General features: G+C 43.7%; 14 protein-coding genes and 2 tRNA genes. 5 read left to right on the forward strand and 11 right to left on the reverse strand.

Going from position 1 to position 16,906, the window contains the following annotated elements:
• Positions 1–98 precede the first annotated feature (98 nt).
• Positions 99–809, reverse strand: a complete 711-nt coding sequence (locus OZ660_RS05995) for an SDR family oxidoreductase (protein ID WP_274742884.1) — start codon at positions 807–809, stop codon at positions 99–101.
• A gap of 332 nt (positions 810–1,141) precedes the next feature.
• Between OZ660_RS05995 and cspE the strand changes: the two genes are divergently transcribed.
• On the forward strand, positions 1,142–1,354 hold the full coding sequence (gene cspE, locus OZ660_RS06000) for a transcription antiterminator/RNA stability regulator CspE (RefSeq protein WP_159623236.1): 213 nt from the start codon (positions 1,142–1,144) through the stop codon (positions 1,352–1,354).
• Between the two features lie 305 nt (positions 1,355–1,659).
• On the opposite strand, the gene OZ660_RS06005 is transcribed toward cspE, so the two are convergent.
• The gene (locus OZ660_RS06005; RefSeq protein WP_274742885.1) at positions 1,660–3,075 is read right to left on the reverse strand and encodes a M20/M25/M40 family metallo-hydrolase; all 1,416 of its coding nucleotides are present in this window, start codon (positions 3,073–3,075) and stop codon (positions 1,660–1,662) included.
• Between the two features lie 195 nt (positions 3,076–3,270).
• Here OZ660_RS06005 and OZ660_RS06010 point away from each other — a divergent pair, with 195 nt between their 5' ends.
• On the forward strand, positions 3,271–4,068 hold the full coding sequence (locus OZ660_RS06010) for a hypothetical protein (protein WP_274742886.1): 798 nt from the start codon (positions 3,271–3,273) through the stop codon (positions 4,066–4,068).
• A 52-nt stretch (positions 4,069–4,120) separates the two neighbouring features.
• On the opposite strand, the gene OZ660_RS06015 is transcribed toward OZ660_RS06010, so the two are convergent.
• From OZ660_RS06015 to OZ660_RS06055, 9 genes are all read right to left on the reverse strand, one after another.
• Positions 4,121–4,843 (reverse strand): endonuclease III domain-containing protein, encoded by a 723-nt coding sequence (locus tag OZ660_RS06015; protein ID WP_274742887.1) that lies wholly within the window; start codon positions 4,841–4,843, stop codon positions 4,121–4,123.
• Between the two features lie 32 nt (positions 4,844–4,875).
• Positions 4,876–5,568: an electron transport complex subunit E gene (locus tag OZ660_RS06020; RefSeq protein WP_274742888.1), complete on the reverse strand. Its 693-nt coding sequence runs from the start codon at positions 5,566–5,568 to the stop codon at positions 4,876–4,878.
• A gap of 1 nt (position 5,569) precedes the next feature.
• Entirely contained in the window at positions 5,570–6,316 is a 747-nt protein-coding gene (gene rsxG, locus OZ660_RS06025; RefSeq protein ID WP_274742889.1) for an electron transport complex subunit RsxG, read from the reverse strand.
• The gene (rsxD, locus tag OZ660_RS06030; RefSeq protein ID WP_274742890.1) at positions 6,313–7,401 is read right to left on the reverse strand and encodes an electron transport complex subunit RsxD; all 1,089 of its coding nucleotides are present in this window, start codon (positions 7,399–7,401) and stop codon (positions 6,313–6,315) included. The genes rsxG and rsxD overlap by 4 nt, the downstream gene beginning before the upstream one ends.
• Positions 7,401–9,716 carry an electron transport complex subunit RsxC gene (gene rsxC, locus OZ660_RS06035; RefSeq protein ID WP_274743433.1) on the reverse strand — a complete coding sequence of 772 codons (2,316 nt, stop codon included), beginning with the start codon at positions 9,714–9,716 and terminating at the stop codon, positions 7,401–7,403. Before rsxC ends, rsxD begins: the two co-directional genes overlap by 1 nt.
• Before the next feature lie 5 nt (positions 9,717–9,721).
• Positions 9,722–10,303 (reverse strand): electron transport complex subunit RsxB, encoded by a 582-nt coding sequence (gene rsxB / locus OZ660_RS06040; RefSeq protein WP_202264426.1) that lies wholly within the window; start codon positions 10,301–10,303, stop codon positions 9,722–9,724.
• Positions 10,303–10,884 (reverse strand): electron transport complex subunit RsxA, encoded by a 582-nt coding sequence (gene rsxA, locus OZ660_RS06045; RefSeq protein ID WP_202264427.1) that lies wholly within the window; start codon positions 10,882–10,884, stop codon positions 10,303–10,305. Before rsxA ends, rsxB begins: the two co-directional genes overlap by 1 nt.
• Positions 10,885–11,099: 215 nt before the next feature.
• Positions 11,100–11,176 (reverse strand) — tRNA-Asn (locus tag OZ660_RS06050).
• Positions 11,177–11,202: 26 nt separating this feature from the next.
• Positions 11,203–11,279, reverse strand: a tRNA-Asn gene (locus OZ660_RS06055).
• A 1,089-nt stretch (positions 11,280–12,368) separates the two neighbouring features.
• Between OZ660_RS06055 and OZ660_RS06060 the strand changes: the two genes are divergently transcribed.
• The 3 genes from OZ660_RS06060 to OZ660_RS06070 all read left to right on the forward strand — a co-directional run bounded on the left by OZ660_RS06060 (position 12,369) and on the right by OZ660_RS06070 (position 16,861).
• Entirely contained in the window at positions 12,369–13,682 is a 1,314-nt protein-coding gene (locus OZ660_RS06060) for an MATE family efflux transporter (RefSeq protein ID WP_446698971.1), read from the forward strand.
• Positions 13,683–15,698, forward strand: a complete 2,016-nt coding sequence (gene uvrB / locus OZ660_RS06065; RefSeq protein WP_274742892.1) for an excinuclease ABC subunit UvrB — start codon at positions 13,683–13,685, stop codon at positions 15,696–15,698. It abuts the gene before it with no gap.
• Positions 15,699–15,934: 236 nt separating this feature from the next.
• A complete protein-coding gene (locus tag OZ660_RS06070; RefSeq protein WP_202264433.1) occupies positions 15,935–16,861 on the forward strand; it encodes a LysR family transcriptional regulator in 927 nt (308 codons plus the stop codon).
• The last annotated feature ends 45 nt before the right edge of the window (positions 16,862–16,906 follow it).

Below are 16,906 nucleotides of genomic sequence, written 5' to 3' on the forward strand. Positions count from 1 at the left end.
CGCCTTAACACTGGCAATGCTCAACAAAGGCATAACGCATAATGATAAAAGAGAAATGTTAACGCTTTAAGACACTACTGACTATACAAGAGGCTTTACTAAAAGCCCCACAGCCCAATATTGTCAATTTTCAAGCGACGTGGTTGTGATAGTAAGTAAACAACCATTTCACCTAAGTCTTCGTTTTGAATTAACCCTTGGTCGATGTCGTCGCTGTCAGATTTCTGCGACTGTATAAGTGCGGGATTTAGGGAGTGTACATGAATACCAAACTCGCGGACTTCTTCTTGAAGTGCCTTTCCCAAACCAACCATAGCGAATTTAGATGCGCAGTATACGCCTGCGTTAGCATAGCCATTCAACGCGGCTTGCGAGGCTATATTAAGTATATATCCTTCTTTATTTTCTATCATGTTTACAACAACTGCCTTGCACATTAAGAAAGTGCCTTTGATGTTGGTGTTCATCACTTCATCCCAGTCTGATTCACTGGTTTCCCAAATACGCGTTTCTTTGCCAAACCCGCTATTATTTATCAGTACGTGAACGTCACCAAATTCGGCGTGGACGGCTTTTACGAAGCGCGAGACTGCTCCACTGTTGGCAACGTCACAGACATCGCCAAAGATTCTCCCAGGATATTGACTATCAAAATGCGCAACGGTTTCGGTAATCGTTTTCTCTGTTCGCCCGCAAATAGCAACTTTCATTCCTTGTGCTAATAAATGCGCAACAATAGTCTTTCCCAATCCTTTGCCACCACCGGTAACAATGGCCGTTTTATTTTTCAATTCATAACGATCTGACATTACATTACTCCACAAAAAAATCAGTGACTTAAAATTAGCGTACTTAGCTTGAAATCCCCACAAACATACGTATTCAGTGAAGTACGGCGAAAACTGTTCAAGATAGGTGAATAAAAAATAAACGACAAACCGTTGGACTTTGCTTAAAGAAGGCTGTATTCTCCTCGCCGCTTTAGATATGTTTTATGCTTTTCCTATTACTGCGCTGTACCTCTCGTTATTCCTTCAAATTGAAGTTTAATTTACAGAAATACATCACTTTATTAGTTTGGTTATGTCTATGGCCTTACGGTGAGATTTCACCACAACATCAATTTTAAAAGGTTTTTATTATGTCTAATTCTGTAAACGGTACAGTTAAGTGGTTCAACGAAGAAAAAGGCTACGGCTTCCTAACACAAGATAATGGCGGAAAAGATGTTTTCGTACATTTCCGTTCAATTGCTTCTGAAGGTTTCAAGACACTTGCTGAAGGTCAGTCAGTTAGCTTTGAAGTAGAACAAGGCCAAAAAGGCCCACAAGCAGCAAACGTAGTAGTACGCTAAGTAACTGCTTTCATGAGCAAGTCTTTTCAAAGGGCTTGCTTATGACGTTATGATTTTTAAGTCAAAAAAAGGACGAAAGAATATTTATAAAAATAATAAAAGGAGTATTTCTTATACTATCTTCAATAACACCTCCCCAACTTTGTAATACCATCTCTGATATTTCCGTACATAAAAATAGTATTGCTTATCGCGAAGTCGGTAACATGAAGCGCGTTGAGTTTAGCAACAAAAGCGATAGACGAGCGTTTTTGGACAAATTGCTGCAACGCTCGCTATCCTAAAGAGTATTATCCAGTAACCCGTTAATCTCGCTTTAATTCAACGTCTGTGTCTGCTAACAAATAAATGCTAGCTGCATAAGCCGCAATATTTTGTGCCAGCTCATTAGGGTTTATTTTGTCTAATGTGTCATCTGGTGTGTGGTGCAGGTCAAAGTAATCATGGCCATTTTGATTCAATCTGATTGTAGGCACACCTTTTGCGGCAAGCGGGATAATATCCGGGCCACCGCCAGCGATATCTGACCCTCCACGTACGATACCCAGTGGCGATAGAATTTTAGCTATTTCATCTACAAGTGCAGTAGCTTCTGGGTTTACGTTAGAGACGATTTGCCAAATTGTTTGTGCTCCAAAATCAGACTCGGTAGCTAATACATGGTTAGCTAAGTTGTTTTCGTGCTGCTTGGCATAGGCAAACGCACCTAAAAGCCCCACTTCTTCTGCACCAAACATTACCACGCGAATGGTACGTTTAGGACGCTCTGGTAATGATGCAATTAATGCTGCCGCGGCAGTTGTAATAGCAATACCTGCGCCATCATCAACAGCACCGGTTCCTAAGTCCCAACTGTCTAGATGCCCCCCAATGAGAATGATTTCCTCTGGCTTCTCACTGCCTATGAGATCAAGTACTACATTGCCACTGCTCACATCACCTTTCCATTTTGATTCAGAGTGTAGTGAAAGTGACAGCGGTTTCCCAAGGTTGTGGAGTCTGCGAAGATGATCGGCATCAGGGTTTGAAATAGCAATAACGGGAATGTCAGCCCATTTATCGTTGTCAGAGCTCATCATGCCAGAATGAGGAAAGCGATGGGAGTCAGAGCCTACAGAGCGCACTACCAACGCTTGCGCACCACCACGCTGAGCATGCTGCCAACCTATACGACGACGTTGATTGGCTTGGGAATAGCCTGCACCGGTTTGACTTTTCACCATGGCGTCGCCGTCAACAAAGGCGATCTTACCTTTAAGTGCACCCGCTTTTACATCGGTTAATGCATGAATATCGCGAAAGTACACGACATCGGCATTAATTTCTTCGTCAGAAGGCGCCGCGCCACCCAGCGCTGTGCCATAAAGCGGCTGTGCATAAGGTGAAGTTAGCGATATGTGTAGGTGACCTCTATCCCAGAACGGCATAGTGAATTCTTCAATGCTCACGTTATCAAACCCAAGACGCTTACCAACAACCACGCCCCAGTCTCTTGCGCGTTTTTCTGCTTCAGAGCCGCCTAAGCGAGGACCTATTTCAGTCGTGAGAGACTCTACAATCTTATAGCCTAAGTCACTTTCTAAGGCCTTCTGAATTAGCATTTCTGCATTCTTCTTTTGTTTATCGGTAATGGGTGAGCTATCAGCAAATACGCCGAAACTACAAGCGCTTACCAATGCACCAAACGCTAAATTTTTAGCGACAGAATTCAATCGAGACATGTGTTCTCCGAGGTGGGTATTTTTATTTTATTTGCCATAGGCAAGCCTATGCGTTTCATCATAGCGAATTCGTTGAAGGCTTTCGAGGTAATCGAAGATGCTAAGTTGTTCATTTATCGCAAAGTTCATCTATCCATCTGAGGAGATTGGTGGTAACGTTCGAATAAAGGAAGATTGACTACAAGGAAATGTAAAATGAAGAAAAGTCTCAATTCTCTATTTAAAAAAGCGACGTTGAATAGCAATGTGCTTTTTAGGTCTACAATTATTGCTTCAGTTACGCTAAGTACTTTATTTTTAAGTGCGTGTAGCGATAGTAATGACAACAATGACATCGAAGATACTAACTCGGTGATTGGCGTTTGGTTTGGGCAAGCTACAACCTTTGAAGATGAGCAAGAAAGCGTTGTGATCGCCGTTTCGCCTGATGGCACGGCCATATTATATGCATCTGGGTCGGGTAACATGTTCATCACCAATGGTACATTGAGTACAGACGGTGTTACTTCCGATGATGTGATGTACTATCCTAAAGATGGTATGACGCGAAATGGGCCGTTACAAGCAAGTGCCAAAGGTGATACGCTAGAAGGAGTTGGATTTAATGACACGATTGAATTTTCCGCTTCAAGAATAGCGTCACAGGATGAAGTTACCCTTGAAGATATTGCAGGTAATTATTCGCAATCATTTTCAGATAGTTCATATATGCGCTCTTTTGCCATCGACAGCGACGGTCTTCTTAGTGGCTCTAACACTGTAGGCTGTGTATATTCTGGCCATGTCGAGCCCATAGCAAACGTTAATGGGCTGTTTGATATAACCATTCAGGTAGATTCTTGTTTTGAGAACTTTGAATACAATGGGCTTCTCGCCTATGGCGTATTCCCGTTTGAATATGAAGGTGGCGTCAATGAAAGTAATGGAATTGTGATAGCAACAGAGCATTCCTCAAGGGCATATGAGTTCAAACTCTTTAGTCCACAGAATTGACAATTAGCAAAATGCAAAAAGGAGCCGTTCGGCTCCTTTTTAGTTTATGGTATTACTTGCGCTTTTTCTTAAGTGCTATTTTTTGCTTTTTCTCTTGTTCTTTTAGCACTTCGTTAATAAAGCTCTTTCTACCGAATTCTCGTGTGATGATGCATTTGTTTAAGTCGAATCCGCGGGCAGGGCAGTACTCTCTTCCATAAAGGATAATTTGAAGATGAAGGTCGTTCCATCTCTCTTTAGGGAATAAGCGTTTGGCATCGCGTTCGGTCTGCTCGACACTTTTACCATTTGACAGCCCCCATCGATACATTAATCGATGTATATGCGTATCCACCGGAAATGCTGGAATACCAAAGCCCTGTGACATAACCACTGCCGCAGTTTTATGGCCAACTGCTGGCATGGCCTCTAGCGCTTCAAAATCTGCCGGAACAACGCCATTGTGCAGTTTAATTATCATGTCTGATAAGTGCCAGATGCCTTTAGACTTCATTGGCGATAAGCCACACGGACGAATAATGTCTTGAATTTCTTCGATACTCAGCATCACCATATCAAATGGGTTATCTGCACGAGCAAAAAGTTTTGGCGTAATCTGGTTAACCCTTTCGTCGGTGCACTGCGCTGATAGAAGAACCGCGATAAGCAACGTATAGGGGTCTTTATGATCTAAAAAAATGGGAGTTTCTGGATAGAGTTCATCCAGAATACGCATTATTTCTTTTACTTTTTCTTGTTTTGAAATTGGCTTTGTTGGCGTAACTACTTCAGTCATTTCTATCTACTTTTTCTTGAGTAAAAGAGGCGCTAGCTCTCAGCTGTAACACGCACGCGTTCGGCCTTAACCATTGGTGCTTTATGTTGTGCTGCTAGTTTTGCGTCTATGCTATTTTTTATTGCAATCAGTAGTCCCATTCCCAAAAAAGCACCAGGGGGCAAAACCGCAAGTAAGAATGGATTCTCGGTTTCAAAAAGTGTAATCGTCCAGTTTCGGGCAATTGGGCCAAACAGGCGATCTGCACCAACGAGCAATGTGCCTGCACCTAAAACTTCTCGCATGCCGCCTAACACAACCAGCACGGCGGTAAAACCCAGTCCCATCATAAGACCGTCATACGCCGAGGCTAGAGGACCATTTTTAGACGCAAAGGCTTCCGCACGACCTATAATGGCGCAGTTAGTCACTATGAGCGGGATAAAGATACCCAGCGCCAAATAGAGATCGTACGTGTAGGCGTTCATAAGCAGCTGAACAATGGTGACGAATGCAGCAATGATCATCACAAAAACGGGGATGCGGATCTCGTTTCGTACTACATTTCGAACCAAGGATACAGTTACGTTGCTACCGATGAGTACTAACATGGTAGCAATGCCAAGGCCCAACCCATTAATAAAAGTGGCTGTCACCGCTAATAGTGGGCAAAGGCCAAGCAATTGCACTAATGCCGGGTTGTTTTTCCAAAGTCCTTGTAGAGAAAGATCACGAAAATCAGTCATATTATAGCGCCTCCACATGTTGAGATTGGACGTCGTTCACGTCAGCCATCTTTTTTGCCTCAACAGTACCTACGCCTTTACATAGGTTTGGTGCTGCAAAAAGTGCGTTCTTATTCGCTTCCACATAAAGTAGTGTTTCGCGCACAGCACCCACCACTGCTCTTGGTGTTATGGTTGCGCCAGTAAACTGATCAAATTCACCGCCATCTTTTTTTACCTTCCAAATTGAAAGGTTGTCGCTAGAGAAGGGCTTTAAGCTAAATGACATTATCCAATCGCTAACCGCAAGTTCGATTTTATCACCTAGACCTGGCGTTTCCTTATGCTCGATAACGCGAACCCCCAATACAGTAAGCTCATTGCTGTTTATTTGTGTTGCGCTACGCTCATCTAGGCTAGTGTCACCTAAAGAAACACCCACCAAAATATCGATATCGCCACTATAGCCATCGGGGGCTGTGGCTTCCAACACTAGCGCGCTTGGCTGGTTATTAAGTAAGGCGCGATACACTTTATGGGTCTTCTTACCACCTAGTTCATCTGCATTCACTTCGGTGCAGTTTGCGTAAAGAGCATTGTCATGAAACTCACGGGGTACGACTTCGTTTAATACGCTGAGTAATTTCTGTTGCTTTTGCTGATCAATCTTTTCTTGCGTGCCAAAAAAAGTAAGTGCAATCAACGCCGTGGTAACAACAGCGAAAGCACCTAACATAAGCCCATTCTTGGCTAAGCTCTCTTTCATCATGACTGCTTACCTCGACGTTGTCCGACATTTTTGCCGTATACGCGGGGGCGAGTGTAGTAGTCGATTAATGGTACGGCCATGTTCATGATAATGACGGCAAAGGCAACAGCGTCAGGATAGCCGCCAAATGTGCGGATAATAACAACCCAAAAACCAATAGCGGCACCAAAGATAATACGTCCCTTTGGCGTGGTAGAGGCTGACACGGGATCGGTAGCGATGAAAAACGCTCCCACCATGACGGCGCCATTGAACAAATGAAAAATTGGTGAAGCGTAATAATCGGCATCTAAAAGGTGTAGTAGCGAGGCACAAATCAACACGCTAATTAGCATGCCGCCAGGGATGTGCCAATTGATCACTTTCGTTTTCCACAAGAAGAGACCACCTAAAAGGTAAGCCGCACTTACTACGCCCCAGCCGGCACCTGCTGCTTCAAAAATGCCACCGTCGAATATGGGGTTCGACAACGATTCGCTATAGGTAACACCTTGAGTAAGGTTGGTTTTCAATGTATCAAGCGGCGTTGCCATAGTTACGCCATCAGCAATTGTTTTTAACTGAGTTACATCGTATCCGCTGGTGGTAAATCCAGAAAAAATCAGCGAAAAGGAATCAAGAAATGTTGGCGTAATTGCCGCGTGAGTAGTGGGGGGTAGCCACAAACTCATCGCACCAGGGAATGATATTAACAACACCACATAAGCCACCATAGCTGGGTTGAAAATATTAAACCCCAAACCGCCGTATAATTGTTTAGCTACCGCGATAGCAAAAAATACGCCTATTACCGTCATCCACCATGGCAACGTTGGGGGGATACTTATCGCAATAAGCAATGCAGTTAATACTGCACTGTAATCCGTTAATGTGCGCTCAATAGGACGCTTTCTAACAAAAAGAATTATTCCTTCGATGACCAGAGCACTTGCTACCGCAAGTATTGCTTGAATTAGCACGCCCCAGCCAAAATAATATGCTTGCGCGACTATGCCTGGGATCATCGCATAAACAACCATGCGCATTACTTGTCCTGTATCGCGCTTAACCCTTTGGTGCGGTGAGCTTGATAGACTTAACTTCATCAGGATTCATTCTCTCTTTCTGCAGCCGCTTTTTTTGCCTTCGCTTTTGCAACAGCCGCCGCAATGCGAGCCTTTTTCTCATCAGCAGGTGCGCTAGGTGATGTGGAGGCGCTACTGGATATTGACGTTTGAGCATCAGCGTCGAGTTGCTCAGATGAGTCTGAAGCCTGAACTGCTGATTCACTCCCCATTTGCTGAGCGGCTTTCTTTGCTTTTGCCTTTGCTACTGCTGCTGCTATTCGTGCTTTCTTCTCGTCAACTTCGCTGTCTGCGCCATTAGCATCAGGGGCATCGTGACGAGCATTAGTTTGTTCTTGTGCCGCCTTTTTCGCTTTGGCTTTCGCCACCGCGGCAGCAATTCTTGCTTTTTTCTCATCTTGCGCTGATGCGCTATCTGTTGCATCACTTGTTGCTGTGTTATCGGTCAGCACGTTTTCAGATACAGCAGGTTGTTCAGCGCTTGCTTGTGATGCTTTTTTGGCTTTAGCTCTAGCGATAGCCGCAGCGATTTTGGCTTTCTTATCATCTTGTTCAGTGCTTTGTACTTCCATAGTACTTGAGCTGTTATCATCAGAATCATGAGTCGGCACATTGGCATCGCTAGCTTTAGCTGCTTTCTTTGCTTTTGCTCTGGCGATAGCAGCGGCAACTTGAGCCTTTTTGTCATCTTGAGCTGCGTCTGCCGGCGCTGTCTGAGAATCGTTTGTTTGCGCTTGCAGTGCGGCTTTCTTTGCTTTCGCTCTTGCTAGCGCCGCAGCGACCTTGTCTTTTGCTTCGTTGGTGGAAGATTCTGATGGCGCTTCGCCAGTTACACGTTGCTCTTTGGCTTTGTTAGCGGCTAATCGTGCCTCTTTAGCCTTTCTGTGTTTTTCTTCTCGCTCGCGTTTTTCGCGCTCTAAACGTTCTTTGCGCGCTTCAAAACGTTGTTTCGCTTTCTCTGCTTTGTTTTTCTCATCTCGCTGCAAGCGAATTTCGGCTTTAGCTTGGCGATAGTAGTGCACAAGAGGAATTTCACTGGGGCACACGTATGCACAAGCCCCACATTCGATACAATCAAATAAGTCGTATTCTTCAGCTTTGTCGTACTCTTTAGCTTTCGCATGCCAAAACATTTGTTGCGGTAGCAAAGAAGCCGGGCACGCGTCGGCGCACGCGCTGCATCGAATACATGGGCGCTCTGCATTGTCATCAACAAGCTCTTTTTTACTTGGGACCAGCAAACAGTTCGTCGTTTTTACCACTGGAATGGTGGCATCTGACAGGGTAAAGCCCATCATAGGACCGCCCATAATAACCTTGGGAGCTGTCTGTTTTTTCGGGTTATATTGCGCTTCGTTTAGTAGGTGAGAGACCGGTGTACCTAATAGTGCTTTAAAATTACACGGCGACTCAACAGCTTCACCGGTAACAGTAACTACGCGTTCAATCAGTGGCTTACCATTTAAAATTGCGTCTGCAATGGCGAAGCAAGTGCCCACATTAAACATCATCACCCCAACATCTGCGGGTAACCCGTTTCTCGGTACTTCTCGCCCGGTTAATACCTGAATTAACTGTTTTTCACCGCCAGCAGGATATTTGGTTTCTACGCTGACTACGCGGTATTCCTTTTTGTCCTCACAGGCAATATTCAGTGCTTCAAATGCTTCTGGTTTATTGTCTTCAATGGCAACTACGACGGCTTTAGGACCTATGAGGTGCGTAAGAATATCGAGTCCTTGTCTTATCTGCCATGCAAATTCGCGCATCAGCCGATCGTCAGAGGTGATGTATGGCTCGCACTCAATGCCATTTAGAATAAGGAACTCAACAGGCTTCGACGTCGACGTTTTGATGTGCGTAGGAAAGCCTGCGCCGCCCATTCCGGAAATACCCGCTTGGCAAATCATTTCAATAATTTTGCCTTTCTCTACTTCTGTATAATTTGAAAGAGGAGAAAGGTCGCACCATGTATCTCTGCCATCGGGTTTAATGCTGACACACATCTCGGTCAAGCCGCTGGGGTGAGCTACGACATGAGGCGCAATAGCCACTACTTCTCCAGAGGTGGGCGCATGCACGGGAACAGAAAATGGCGATGAACTCTGTGACAATACTTGCCCTTTTAGTACGTGGTCGCCAACTTCTACGCAACAAATTCCGTCTGAGCCGATGTGCTGACGAAGTGGTATCACCAACAAGGCCGGTAGAGAAGGCTGCTTTATTGGTGTTGTATTGGAAAGTGCCTTCTTGTCATCCGGGTGTACACCGCCAGGAAACGTGTACATTTTCCCAGAGTTCAGGTTTTCTATAATTGAATCAAAACTTGGATACATCACAATTACGATACCATTTTCACTGGGATATCACCTTTGGGAGATGACGAAAAATCCCATTTCCACGTAGACGTGGTTTGAACGATAGGAACCATATCAATACAGTCAACAGGGCAGGGGTCTACGCACAGATCGCAACCAGTACATTCATCGGTAATGACCGTGTGCATGTGTTTAGCTGCCCCTAAAATAGCGTCAACAGGACAAGCTTGAATACATTTAGTGCACCCAATGCATTCATCCTCGCGAATAAACGCGACTTTTTTTACATCTTCTTCGCCATGCGCTGCATCAAGAGGTTTAGGCTCTACGCCCATTAAATCAGCTAACTTTTTAATTGTAGCCTCGCCACCTGGGGGGCATTTATTGATATCGTCGCCATTAGCGATAGCTTCCGCATAAGGTTTACATCCGGGGTAACCACACTGACCACACTGAGTTTGGGGAAGAACAGCGTCAATTTGTTCAACGAGAGGGTCTCCCTCAACTTTAAAGCGAATGCTGGCGTATCCTAAAACTAGACCAAAGCCGAGCGCTAAAACACCGATTGCAATTACGGCAAAAATGATTGCTGTAGATACTGTCATTAGAATTTCACCAACCCACTGAATCCCATAAACGCCAATGACATTAATCCTGCTGTTATCATTGCTATTGAAGCTCCTTTAAATGGGGTAGGAACATCAGCGGCTGCTAACCTTTCTCGCATTGCCGCAAAAAGTATGAGTACTAATGAAAAACCAACCGCGGCGCCAAACCCGTAAATGAGGCTCTCTATAAAATTGTGCTGCTCAGTTAAGTTTAGAAGCGCTACACCCAATACGGCACAGTTAGTGGTAATAAGTGGCAGGAAAATACCGAGTAGTCGGTAAAGCGTAGGACTGGTTTTATGCACGACCATCTCTGTAAACTGCACGACAACGGCAATCACCAGAATAAAAGCAAGCGTACGTAAGTAGCCTATGCCCAAAGGGGCGAGTAAATAAGTTTCCACAAGGTAACTGGATGCAGAGGCGAGGGTAAGCACAAATGTGGTTGCCATAGACATACCCATAGCCGTTTCGAGCTTACTAGAGACTCCCATGAAAGGGCACAAACCAAGAAACTTCACCAAAACGAAGTTATTTACCAGTACTGTACCAATCAATAATAGTAAAAATTCAGTCATGAATTACGCAATTCCCTCAAGGAATTTAACGGGGAAACACTACTGTTTTTATATGTAGGCAAAATCCCGCGAATTAAAAAAAAGAAATATGCCGCTATTATCCCTTTTTAGTACGGGATTAACAACTTGATTGAATTAGGGATATTTAATTAAAAACGATAAATATAAGGGGAGATAGAGATATGTAGCTATGAGAAAGCGTAGAGCCAACTAAGTGGCTCCCCCTCCCCGACTCGAACGGGGGACCTGCGGATTAACAGTCCGTCGCTCTAACCAACTGAGCTAAGGGGGAATCGACACCTAAGTTGTTGCTGAAGTTGGCTCCCCCTCCCCGACTCGAACGGGGGACCTGCGGATTAACAGTCCGTCGCTCTAACCAACTGAGCTAAGGGGGACCTGTGCTTCAACGGAGGCGAATATTAAAGAGGTAGTTAGTTGCTGTCAACAACATAAATGAAATAATTGTGCTGACTGCGCAAAAAATAGCTTTTTAGCGCTTTTGTGCTCAATTTGTCATCAAAAAGACAAAAGTGATGGTTAATATGTACGCAACTCACTCACTTTCGCTTGTAAAAGGATAATGTGACCAATAGTGAATACCATTTAAGTGCCTACTCTTTTTATATCTCGCATGATGTTTCTACTATAACAAAATAGAATAAAAAAAAGCTTTGATACTGGTATTATGTACAGTCTTTAATAAATCTGTAACCTGTACCTACGTAGTAAAAGGTTAGTCACCACTTACGTCTTTTTTTTTAAACGAGTCACAACATCGCGCCAAATATGGTCTAGCGTTAGTTATCCACTAAATCTGTGGATAACTATGTTGATAGCTTGCCAAGTTGGGAATGTTGTACGCGATCACTATAGGTATGATCATCATCACATTGTTACCGATGTTGGTATTTATCTAATTTAAACAGGTGGTTAGGTGTTGTTTTGTGATCGGAAGTGTTGATCGAAATTGATCGGTTGAACAAAAAGTAGCTTGTGTGTTAATTCAACGAATGATCAAAAGCTACGCAAAAGAATCCGTGTTATTTCTCAGTGTGTTACATTGTATTAACAATTTTGGCGGTGAATTGCTCAACGGTTGTGAATAGCGAAATAACCTTAAGTAGCTACTTTGAGATTAGTAAAACTGAAACAGATTAGAAATTTAACTGTAATGTGAACAGTCACCACTGTTCAGTGCAATAGCAGCGTAAAAACATCGCTTTATGCAGTGTTCATAGTAAAGCAGGCTTATTCTTGGTTTTTGTAGAAAACTCTTTGTCGCATAAGCGATAATGCTAACCAGTGCCCTCATCCATTGTTTAGTTTATCGAATACACATAGCCAATTGAGGTGCACTCTTTTACACTTTGCTATTCTCCATTTTTCATGCCGCATACAACGCTGAGGCTTAAGTGAATAAAAGTACTACACAAAAACACGCTTCTGATTTACTTCAAGGAGATATTGGCGCAACGCTTAAACGAATGACAATACCCATGATTTTAGGCATGGTTATGATGATGAGCTTTGGCCTTATTGATACTTTCTTTGTTAGTTTATTGGGCACTGACCCTCTCGCGGCGATAAGTTTTACGTTTCCAGTGACCTTTACGGTTATTAGCTTAAATATAGGTTTGGGCATTGGAACATCAGCAATTATTGGGAAATTACAAGGAAGTAAAGCACTCGAAAAGTCGCAGCTGTATGCATCCGGTTCACTCATGCTTTCGGTACTATTGGTGGGCACGCTTGCTATAATTGGTTTCGTTTCAATCGAGCCTGTATTTAAGCTTCTCAACGCCTCTGAACGATTGATGCCTTATATCTCTGACTATATGGGGCTGTGGTATTTGTCGAGTATATTCCTTGCAATGCCAATGGTAGGTAATAGCGTACTTAGAGCGTGCGGTGACACACGCACGCCAAGTATAGTGATGGCTGCAGGTGGTGGACTAAACGCATTACTCGACCCCATCTTTATTTTTGGTTTAGGTCCTATTCCCGCAATGGGAATAAAAGGCGCAGCATTAGCTACCTTTATTGCTTGGGTGGTAGGTGCGATGTGGATTCTCTATATCCTCGCGGTGCGCAGAAAGCTTATGTTGCCACGACTACTCACCATTGGTGAATTAAGGGAAAGTAGTAGAGAAATTTTAAAAATTGGTCTTCCTGCAGCAGGCGCTAACATGCTCACGCCAGTGGCTGGTGGTGTAATGACAGCAGTAGTTGCCGGCTATGGTGCAGAAGCTGTCGCGGCATGGGGCGTGGGAAATCGAATGGAATCTATTGCCAGTATTGTTGTGTTGGCCTTGTCCATGACATTGCCTCCTTTTATCAGTCAGAATGTTGGCGCGATGCAAGTTGAACGCGTGAAAAAGGCGTACTCTTTAACCCTTAAGTTTGTGCTTGTTTGGCAGTTAATTATCTTTCTTGTTATGTGGTCCATGTCGAGCTGGATAGCCGTGGCATTTGCTAATGAAGCAGAAGTCAGTGTACTTATTCAGCTTTTCTTAATGATTGTACCCCTAGGTTATGGCATGCAAGGCATCATCATTCTAACGAATTCATCATTAAACGCGATGCACCGTCCCATGACAGCGTTGGTACTTAGTGTCATCCGACTTTTTGTTTTTTTCGTACCCATCAGCATTGTGGGTAGCATGCTTTTCGGTTTAAAAGGCCTTTTTGCAGGTAATATTATCGCCAATATCGTTATGGCAAGTATTTCGTTTGTTGTATTTAAACGCGCGATTGCGCAGTTTGAGTCCGATAATGCGGTTTTAAATAAGGTTGTTTAGATGAGTAGAGGATTCGAACTACATTCGAAGTATAAACCTGCTGGTGATCAGCCCGCAGCTATAGAGGCCCTTGTAGATGGGTTAGATAGCGGTTTGGCCGGGCAGACGTTGCTGGGTGTTACGGGGTCAGGTAAAACTTTTACCATGGCCAACGTTATCAATGAAGTTCAGCGTCCAACCCTTATTTTGGCGCACAATAAAACCCTAGCCGCGCAGTTGTATGGTGAAATGAAAGAGTTCTTTCCCAACAATGCGGTCGAATATTTTGTGTCGTACTACGACTATTACCAGCCTGAAGCCTATGTTCCAAGCACTGATACGTTTATTGAAAAAGATGCATCGATAAACGATCACATCGAGCAAATGCGTCTTTCTGCGACAAAAGCACTAATGGAAAGGCGCGACGTTGTTATTGTCGCCAGTGTCTCAGCCATTTATGGCTTGGGCGACCCAGAATCGTACATGAAAATGCTTCTTCATCTTCGCCAAGGCGACACGATGGATCAGCGTGATATTCTCAGGCGTCTTGCTGAATTACAGTATAAGCGTAACGATTTGGCCTTTGAGCGAGGTACGTTCCGTGTGCGTGGCGATGTAATAGATATATTCCCTGCGGATTCTGAAAAGCAGGCGGTAAGGGTTGAATTATTCGATGATGAAATCGATAAAATAAGCCTATTCGATCCGCTTACAGGGGCTGTAGATAAATCAGTTATTCGCGCAACGGTATTCCCTAAAACCCATTACGTGACACCACGTGAGAAGATCCTAAATGCTATTGAGCATATTAAAGATGAGCTTGGTGAGCGTAAAAAGCAGTTACAAGAAGCCAATAAGCTCATAGAAGAACAGCGTATTTCTCAACGCACGCAGTTTGATATCGAAATGATGATGGAGCTGGGATACTGTTCCGGAATCGAAAATTATTCACGCTATTTGTCAGGCCGTGCGCCTGGTGAACCACCACCAACGCTTCTTGATTATTTTCCTGCAGATGGCTTGATGTTCATTGATGAGTCTCATGTGACCGTATCGCAAATAGGCGCCATGTATCGCGGAGACCGGTCACGCAAAGAAACACTGGTGGAGTTTGGCTTCAGATTGCCTTCAGCGCTGGATAATCGACCGCTAAAATTTGAAGAGTTTGAGCAGATTTGTCCCCAAACCATTTATGTATCTGCAACCCCTGGTGACTATGAGCTGAAAAAGACTGATGGAGAAATTGTGGAACAGGTGGTACGTCCTACCGGACTACTTGATCCCATTATCGAAGTTAGACCTGTTGCTACACAGGTTGATGATGTGCTTTCAGAAATCCAAAAACGCGTTGAACTAGATGAAAGGGTACTGATAACTACGTTGACCAAACGTATGGCTGAAGATTTAAGTGAATACTTAAATGAGCACGGCGTCAAAGTGCGATACTTACATTCGGATATCGATACTGTAGAACGAATCGAAATCATTAGAGATTTGAGGCTTGGTAAATTTGATGTGTTAGTAGGTATTAACTTACTTCGAGAAGGTTTAGATATGCCAGAGGTGTCCCTCGTGGCAATTTTAGATGCTGACAAAGAAGGTTTTTTGCGTGCTGAGCGCTCACTTATACAGACAATAGGCCGTGCTGCTCGACATGTGAACGGAAAGGCGATTTTGTATGCTGATTCTATTACAAAGTCGATGAAAAAAGCCATGGACGAAACTGACCGACGCAGAGAAAAACAAATTGCGCACAATAAGGCAAACAATATAACGCCGATGCGCCTTAACAAGCCCATCACTGATATTATGGACTTAGGCGATAGTGCACACCCGGCTTCTGGCAAGGTGAAATTGCGTAAAGTTGAAGAGAAGAAGAAACAGCAAAAAGCGGCAAGTGCCACCGAAATTATGGATCAGATAGCTGAGCTAGAAAAACAAATGTTCGAATATGCGAGGGAGCTTGAGTTCGAGAAAGCGGCGTCGTTAAGAGATGATATTGAAACACTGCGTAAGCAAGTGGTGACGCTTTCATAGCGATGTTATTTATTTGCTATTGCATTTGAAAATACGAAAGCCTCCGGTGACTCACAGGAGGCTTTCGTTTATTTACAACTTTAGTATATGGCGCGATAACACAAAATTTGACCAATGCGTGAGTAAGTCTACAATTTTGAGATAAAAAGCAGTAATTTGTCGTTGTAATAGCACGGCTAGTTTCATATAGTGCTAGTTTGAGTATCGATAACTATACCTATAAACAGGTGCTAAATATGCTTAATCGTCTTCAGGAATCAGATATAAAGCTATTGCGTGTTTTCTACGCTGTAGCGAGCTGCAACGGATTTACTGCGGCAGAGCCAGTGTTGCGTATGCAACGCCCAAATATTAGTGCAGCAATCAAAAAATTAGAAGAACGTTTAGATTTGGTCCTGTGCCACCGAGGTCGTGGTGGATTTCAAATGACTAAAGAAGGCGAAGTGGTTTTCCAAGAAACCAAACGCATATTTAACGCTTTCGACAATTTTGTTTTCAATCTTAAATCGCTACACGACGACTATTCAGGCCATATTACGTTAGTACTTATGGCAGGCCTTCCGCTTTCTATGCATTTAGCAGTGAGTAAAGCGGTCAAAAGTACCATGAAGAAGTTTGATGATATTCACGTGAATATTCAAACTCGGTTATACAATGAGGTTGAGCATGTTGCCTTGTCGGGTGAATGTCACTTGGTCGTATCTACTTACGATATGGTCAAGCCAGAGTCAGTAACCTTCCATCCTATTGGCTTGAAAACACCTGGCCGCTTGTACTGTGCACCAACGCATCCGTTAGCGAAATACCGTGACACAGACCTGCCTGATAACGTAAAAATAGAAGATTACCCTGCTATTGGCATTTCAGGTTTGTCTTCGGCAAATTACATTGAAGACGAATCTCGTTTGTCTATTCAAACGTTTTCCGATTCATATGATGCTGCGATGTCAGCCATTATGACTGGTGAATATGTTGGGTTGTTACCAGACTATATGGCAAAAGAGCAAGGTGCTGCGCTAGGACTTGTTCCCATTGCAAAGGGAAGTTTGTTTAATTTTAGCCATGAATTATTTGTGATGAATGGCAAAAATACGCGCCTTAACCCAGTACTGCGCCATTGTATAAAAGAGTTGAGCTACTTTATTTCTGAAAGCCAGAAATAAAACCTTATCGATAAGCTCTGCTATTGGTATGCACACTACAGCCTT

The sequence above is a fragment of the Alteromonas sp. 009811495 genome (genome assembly GCF_028865455.1).
Taxonomy (GTDB): domain Bacteria; phylum Pseudomonadota; class Gammaproteobacteria; order Enterobacterales; family Alteromonadaceae; genus Alteromonas.

Coding starts and splice junctions, on each gene's coding strand:
- OZ660_RS05995 (WP_274742884.1), bottom strand. CDS start 809: ATGTCAGATCGTTATGAATTGAAAAATAAAACGGCCATTGTTACCGGT.
- cspE (WP_159623236.1), top strand. CDS start 1,142: ATGTCTAATTCTGTAAACGGTACAGTTAAGTGGTTCAACGAAGAAAAA.
- OZ660_RS06005 (WP_274742885.1), bottom strand. CDS start 3,075: ATGTCTCGATTGAATTCTGTCGCTAAAAATTTAGCGTTTGGTGCATTG.
- OZ660_RS06010 (WP_274742886.1), top strand. CDS start 3,271: ATGAAGAAAAGTCTCAATTCTCTATTTAAAAAAGCGACGTTGAATAGC.
- OZ660_RS06015 (WP_274742887.1), bottom strand. CDS start 4,843: ATGACTGAAGTAGTTACGCCAACAAAGCCAATTTCAAAACAAGAAAAA.
- OZ660_RS06020 (WP_274742888.1), bottom strand. CDS start 5,568: ATGACTGATTTTCGTGATCTTTCTCTACAAGGACTTTGGAAAAACAAC.
- rsxG (WP_274742889.1), bottom strand. CDS start 6,316: ATGATGAAAGAGAGCTTAGCCAAGAATGGGCTTATGTTAGGTGCTTTC.
- rsxD (WP_274742890.1), bottom strand. CDS start 7,401: ATGAAGTTAAGTCTATCAAGCTCACCGCACCAAAGGGTTAAGCGCGAT.
- rsxC (WP_274743433.1), bottom strand. CDS start 9,716: ATGTATCCAAGTTTTGATTCAATTATAGAAAACCTGAACTCTGGGAAA.
- rsxB (WP_202264426.1), bottom strand. CDS start 10,303: ATGACAGTATCTACAGCAATCATTTTTGCCGTAATTGCAATCGGTGTT.
- rsxA (WP_202264427.1), bottom strand. CDS start 10,884: ATGACTGAATTTTTACTATTATTGATTGGTACAGTACTGGTAAATAAC.
- OZ660_RS06060 (WP_446698971.1), top strand. CDS start 12,369: ATGACAATACCCATGATTTTAGGCATGGTTATGATGATGAGCTTTGGC.
- uvrB (WP_274742892.1), top strand. CDS start 13,683: ATGAGTAGAGGATTCGAACTACATTCGAAGTATAAACCTGCTGGTGAT.
- OZ660_RS06070 (WP_202264433.1), top strand. CDS start 15,935: ATGCTTAATCGTCTTCAGGAATCAGATATAAAGCTATTGCGTGTTTTC.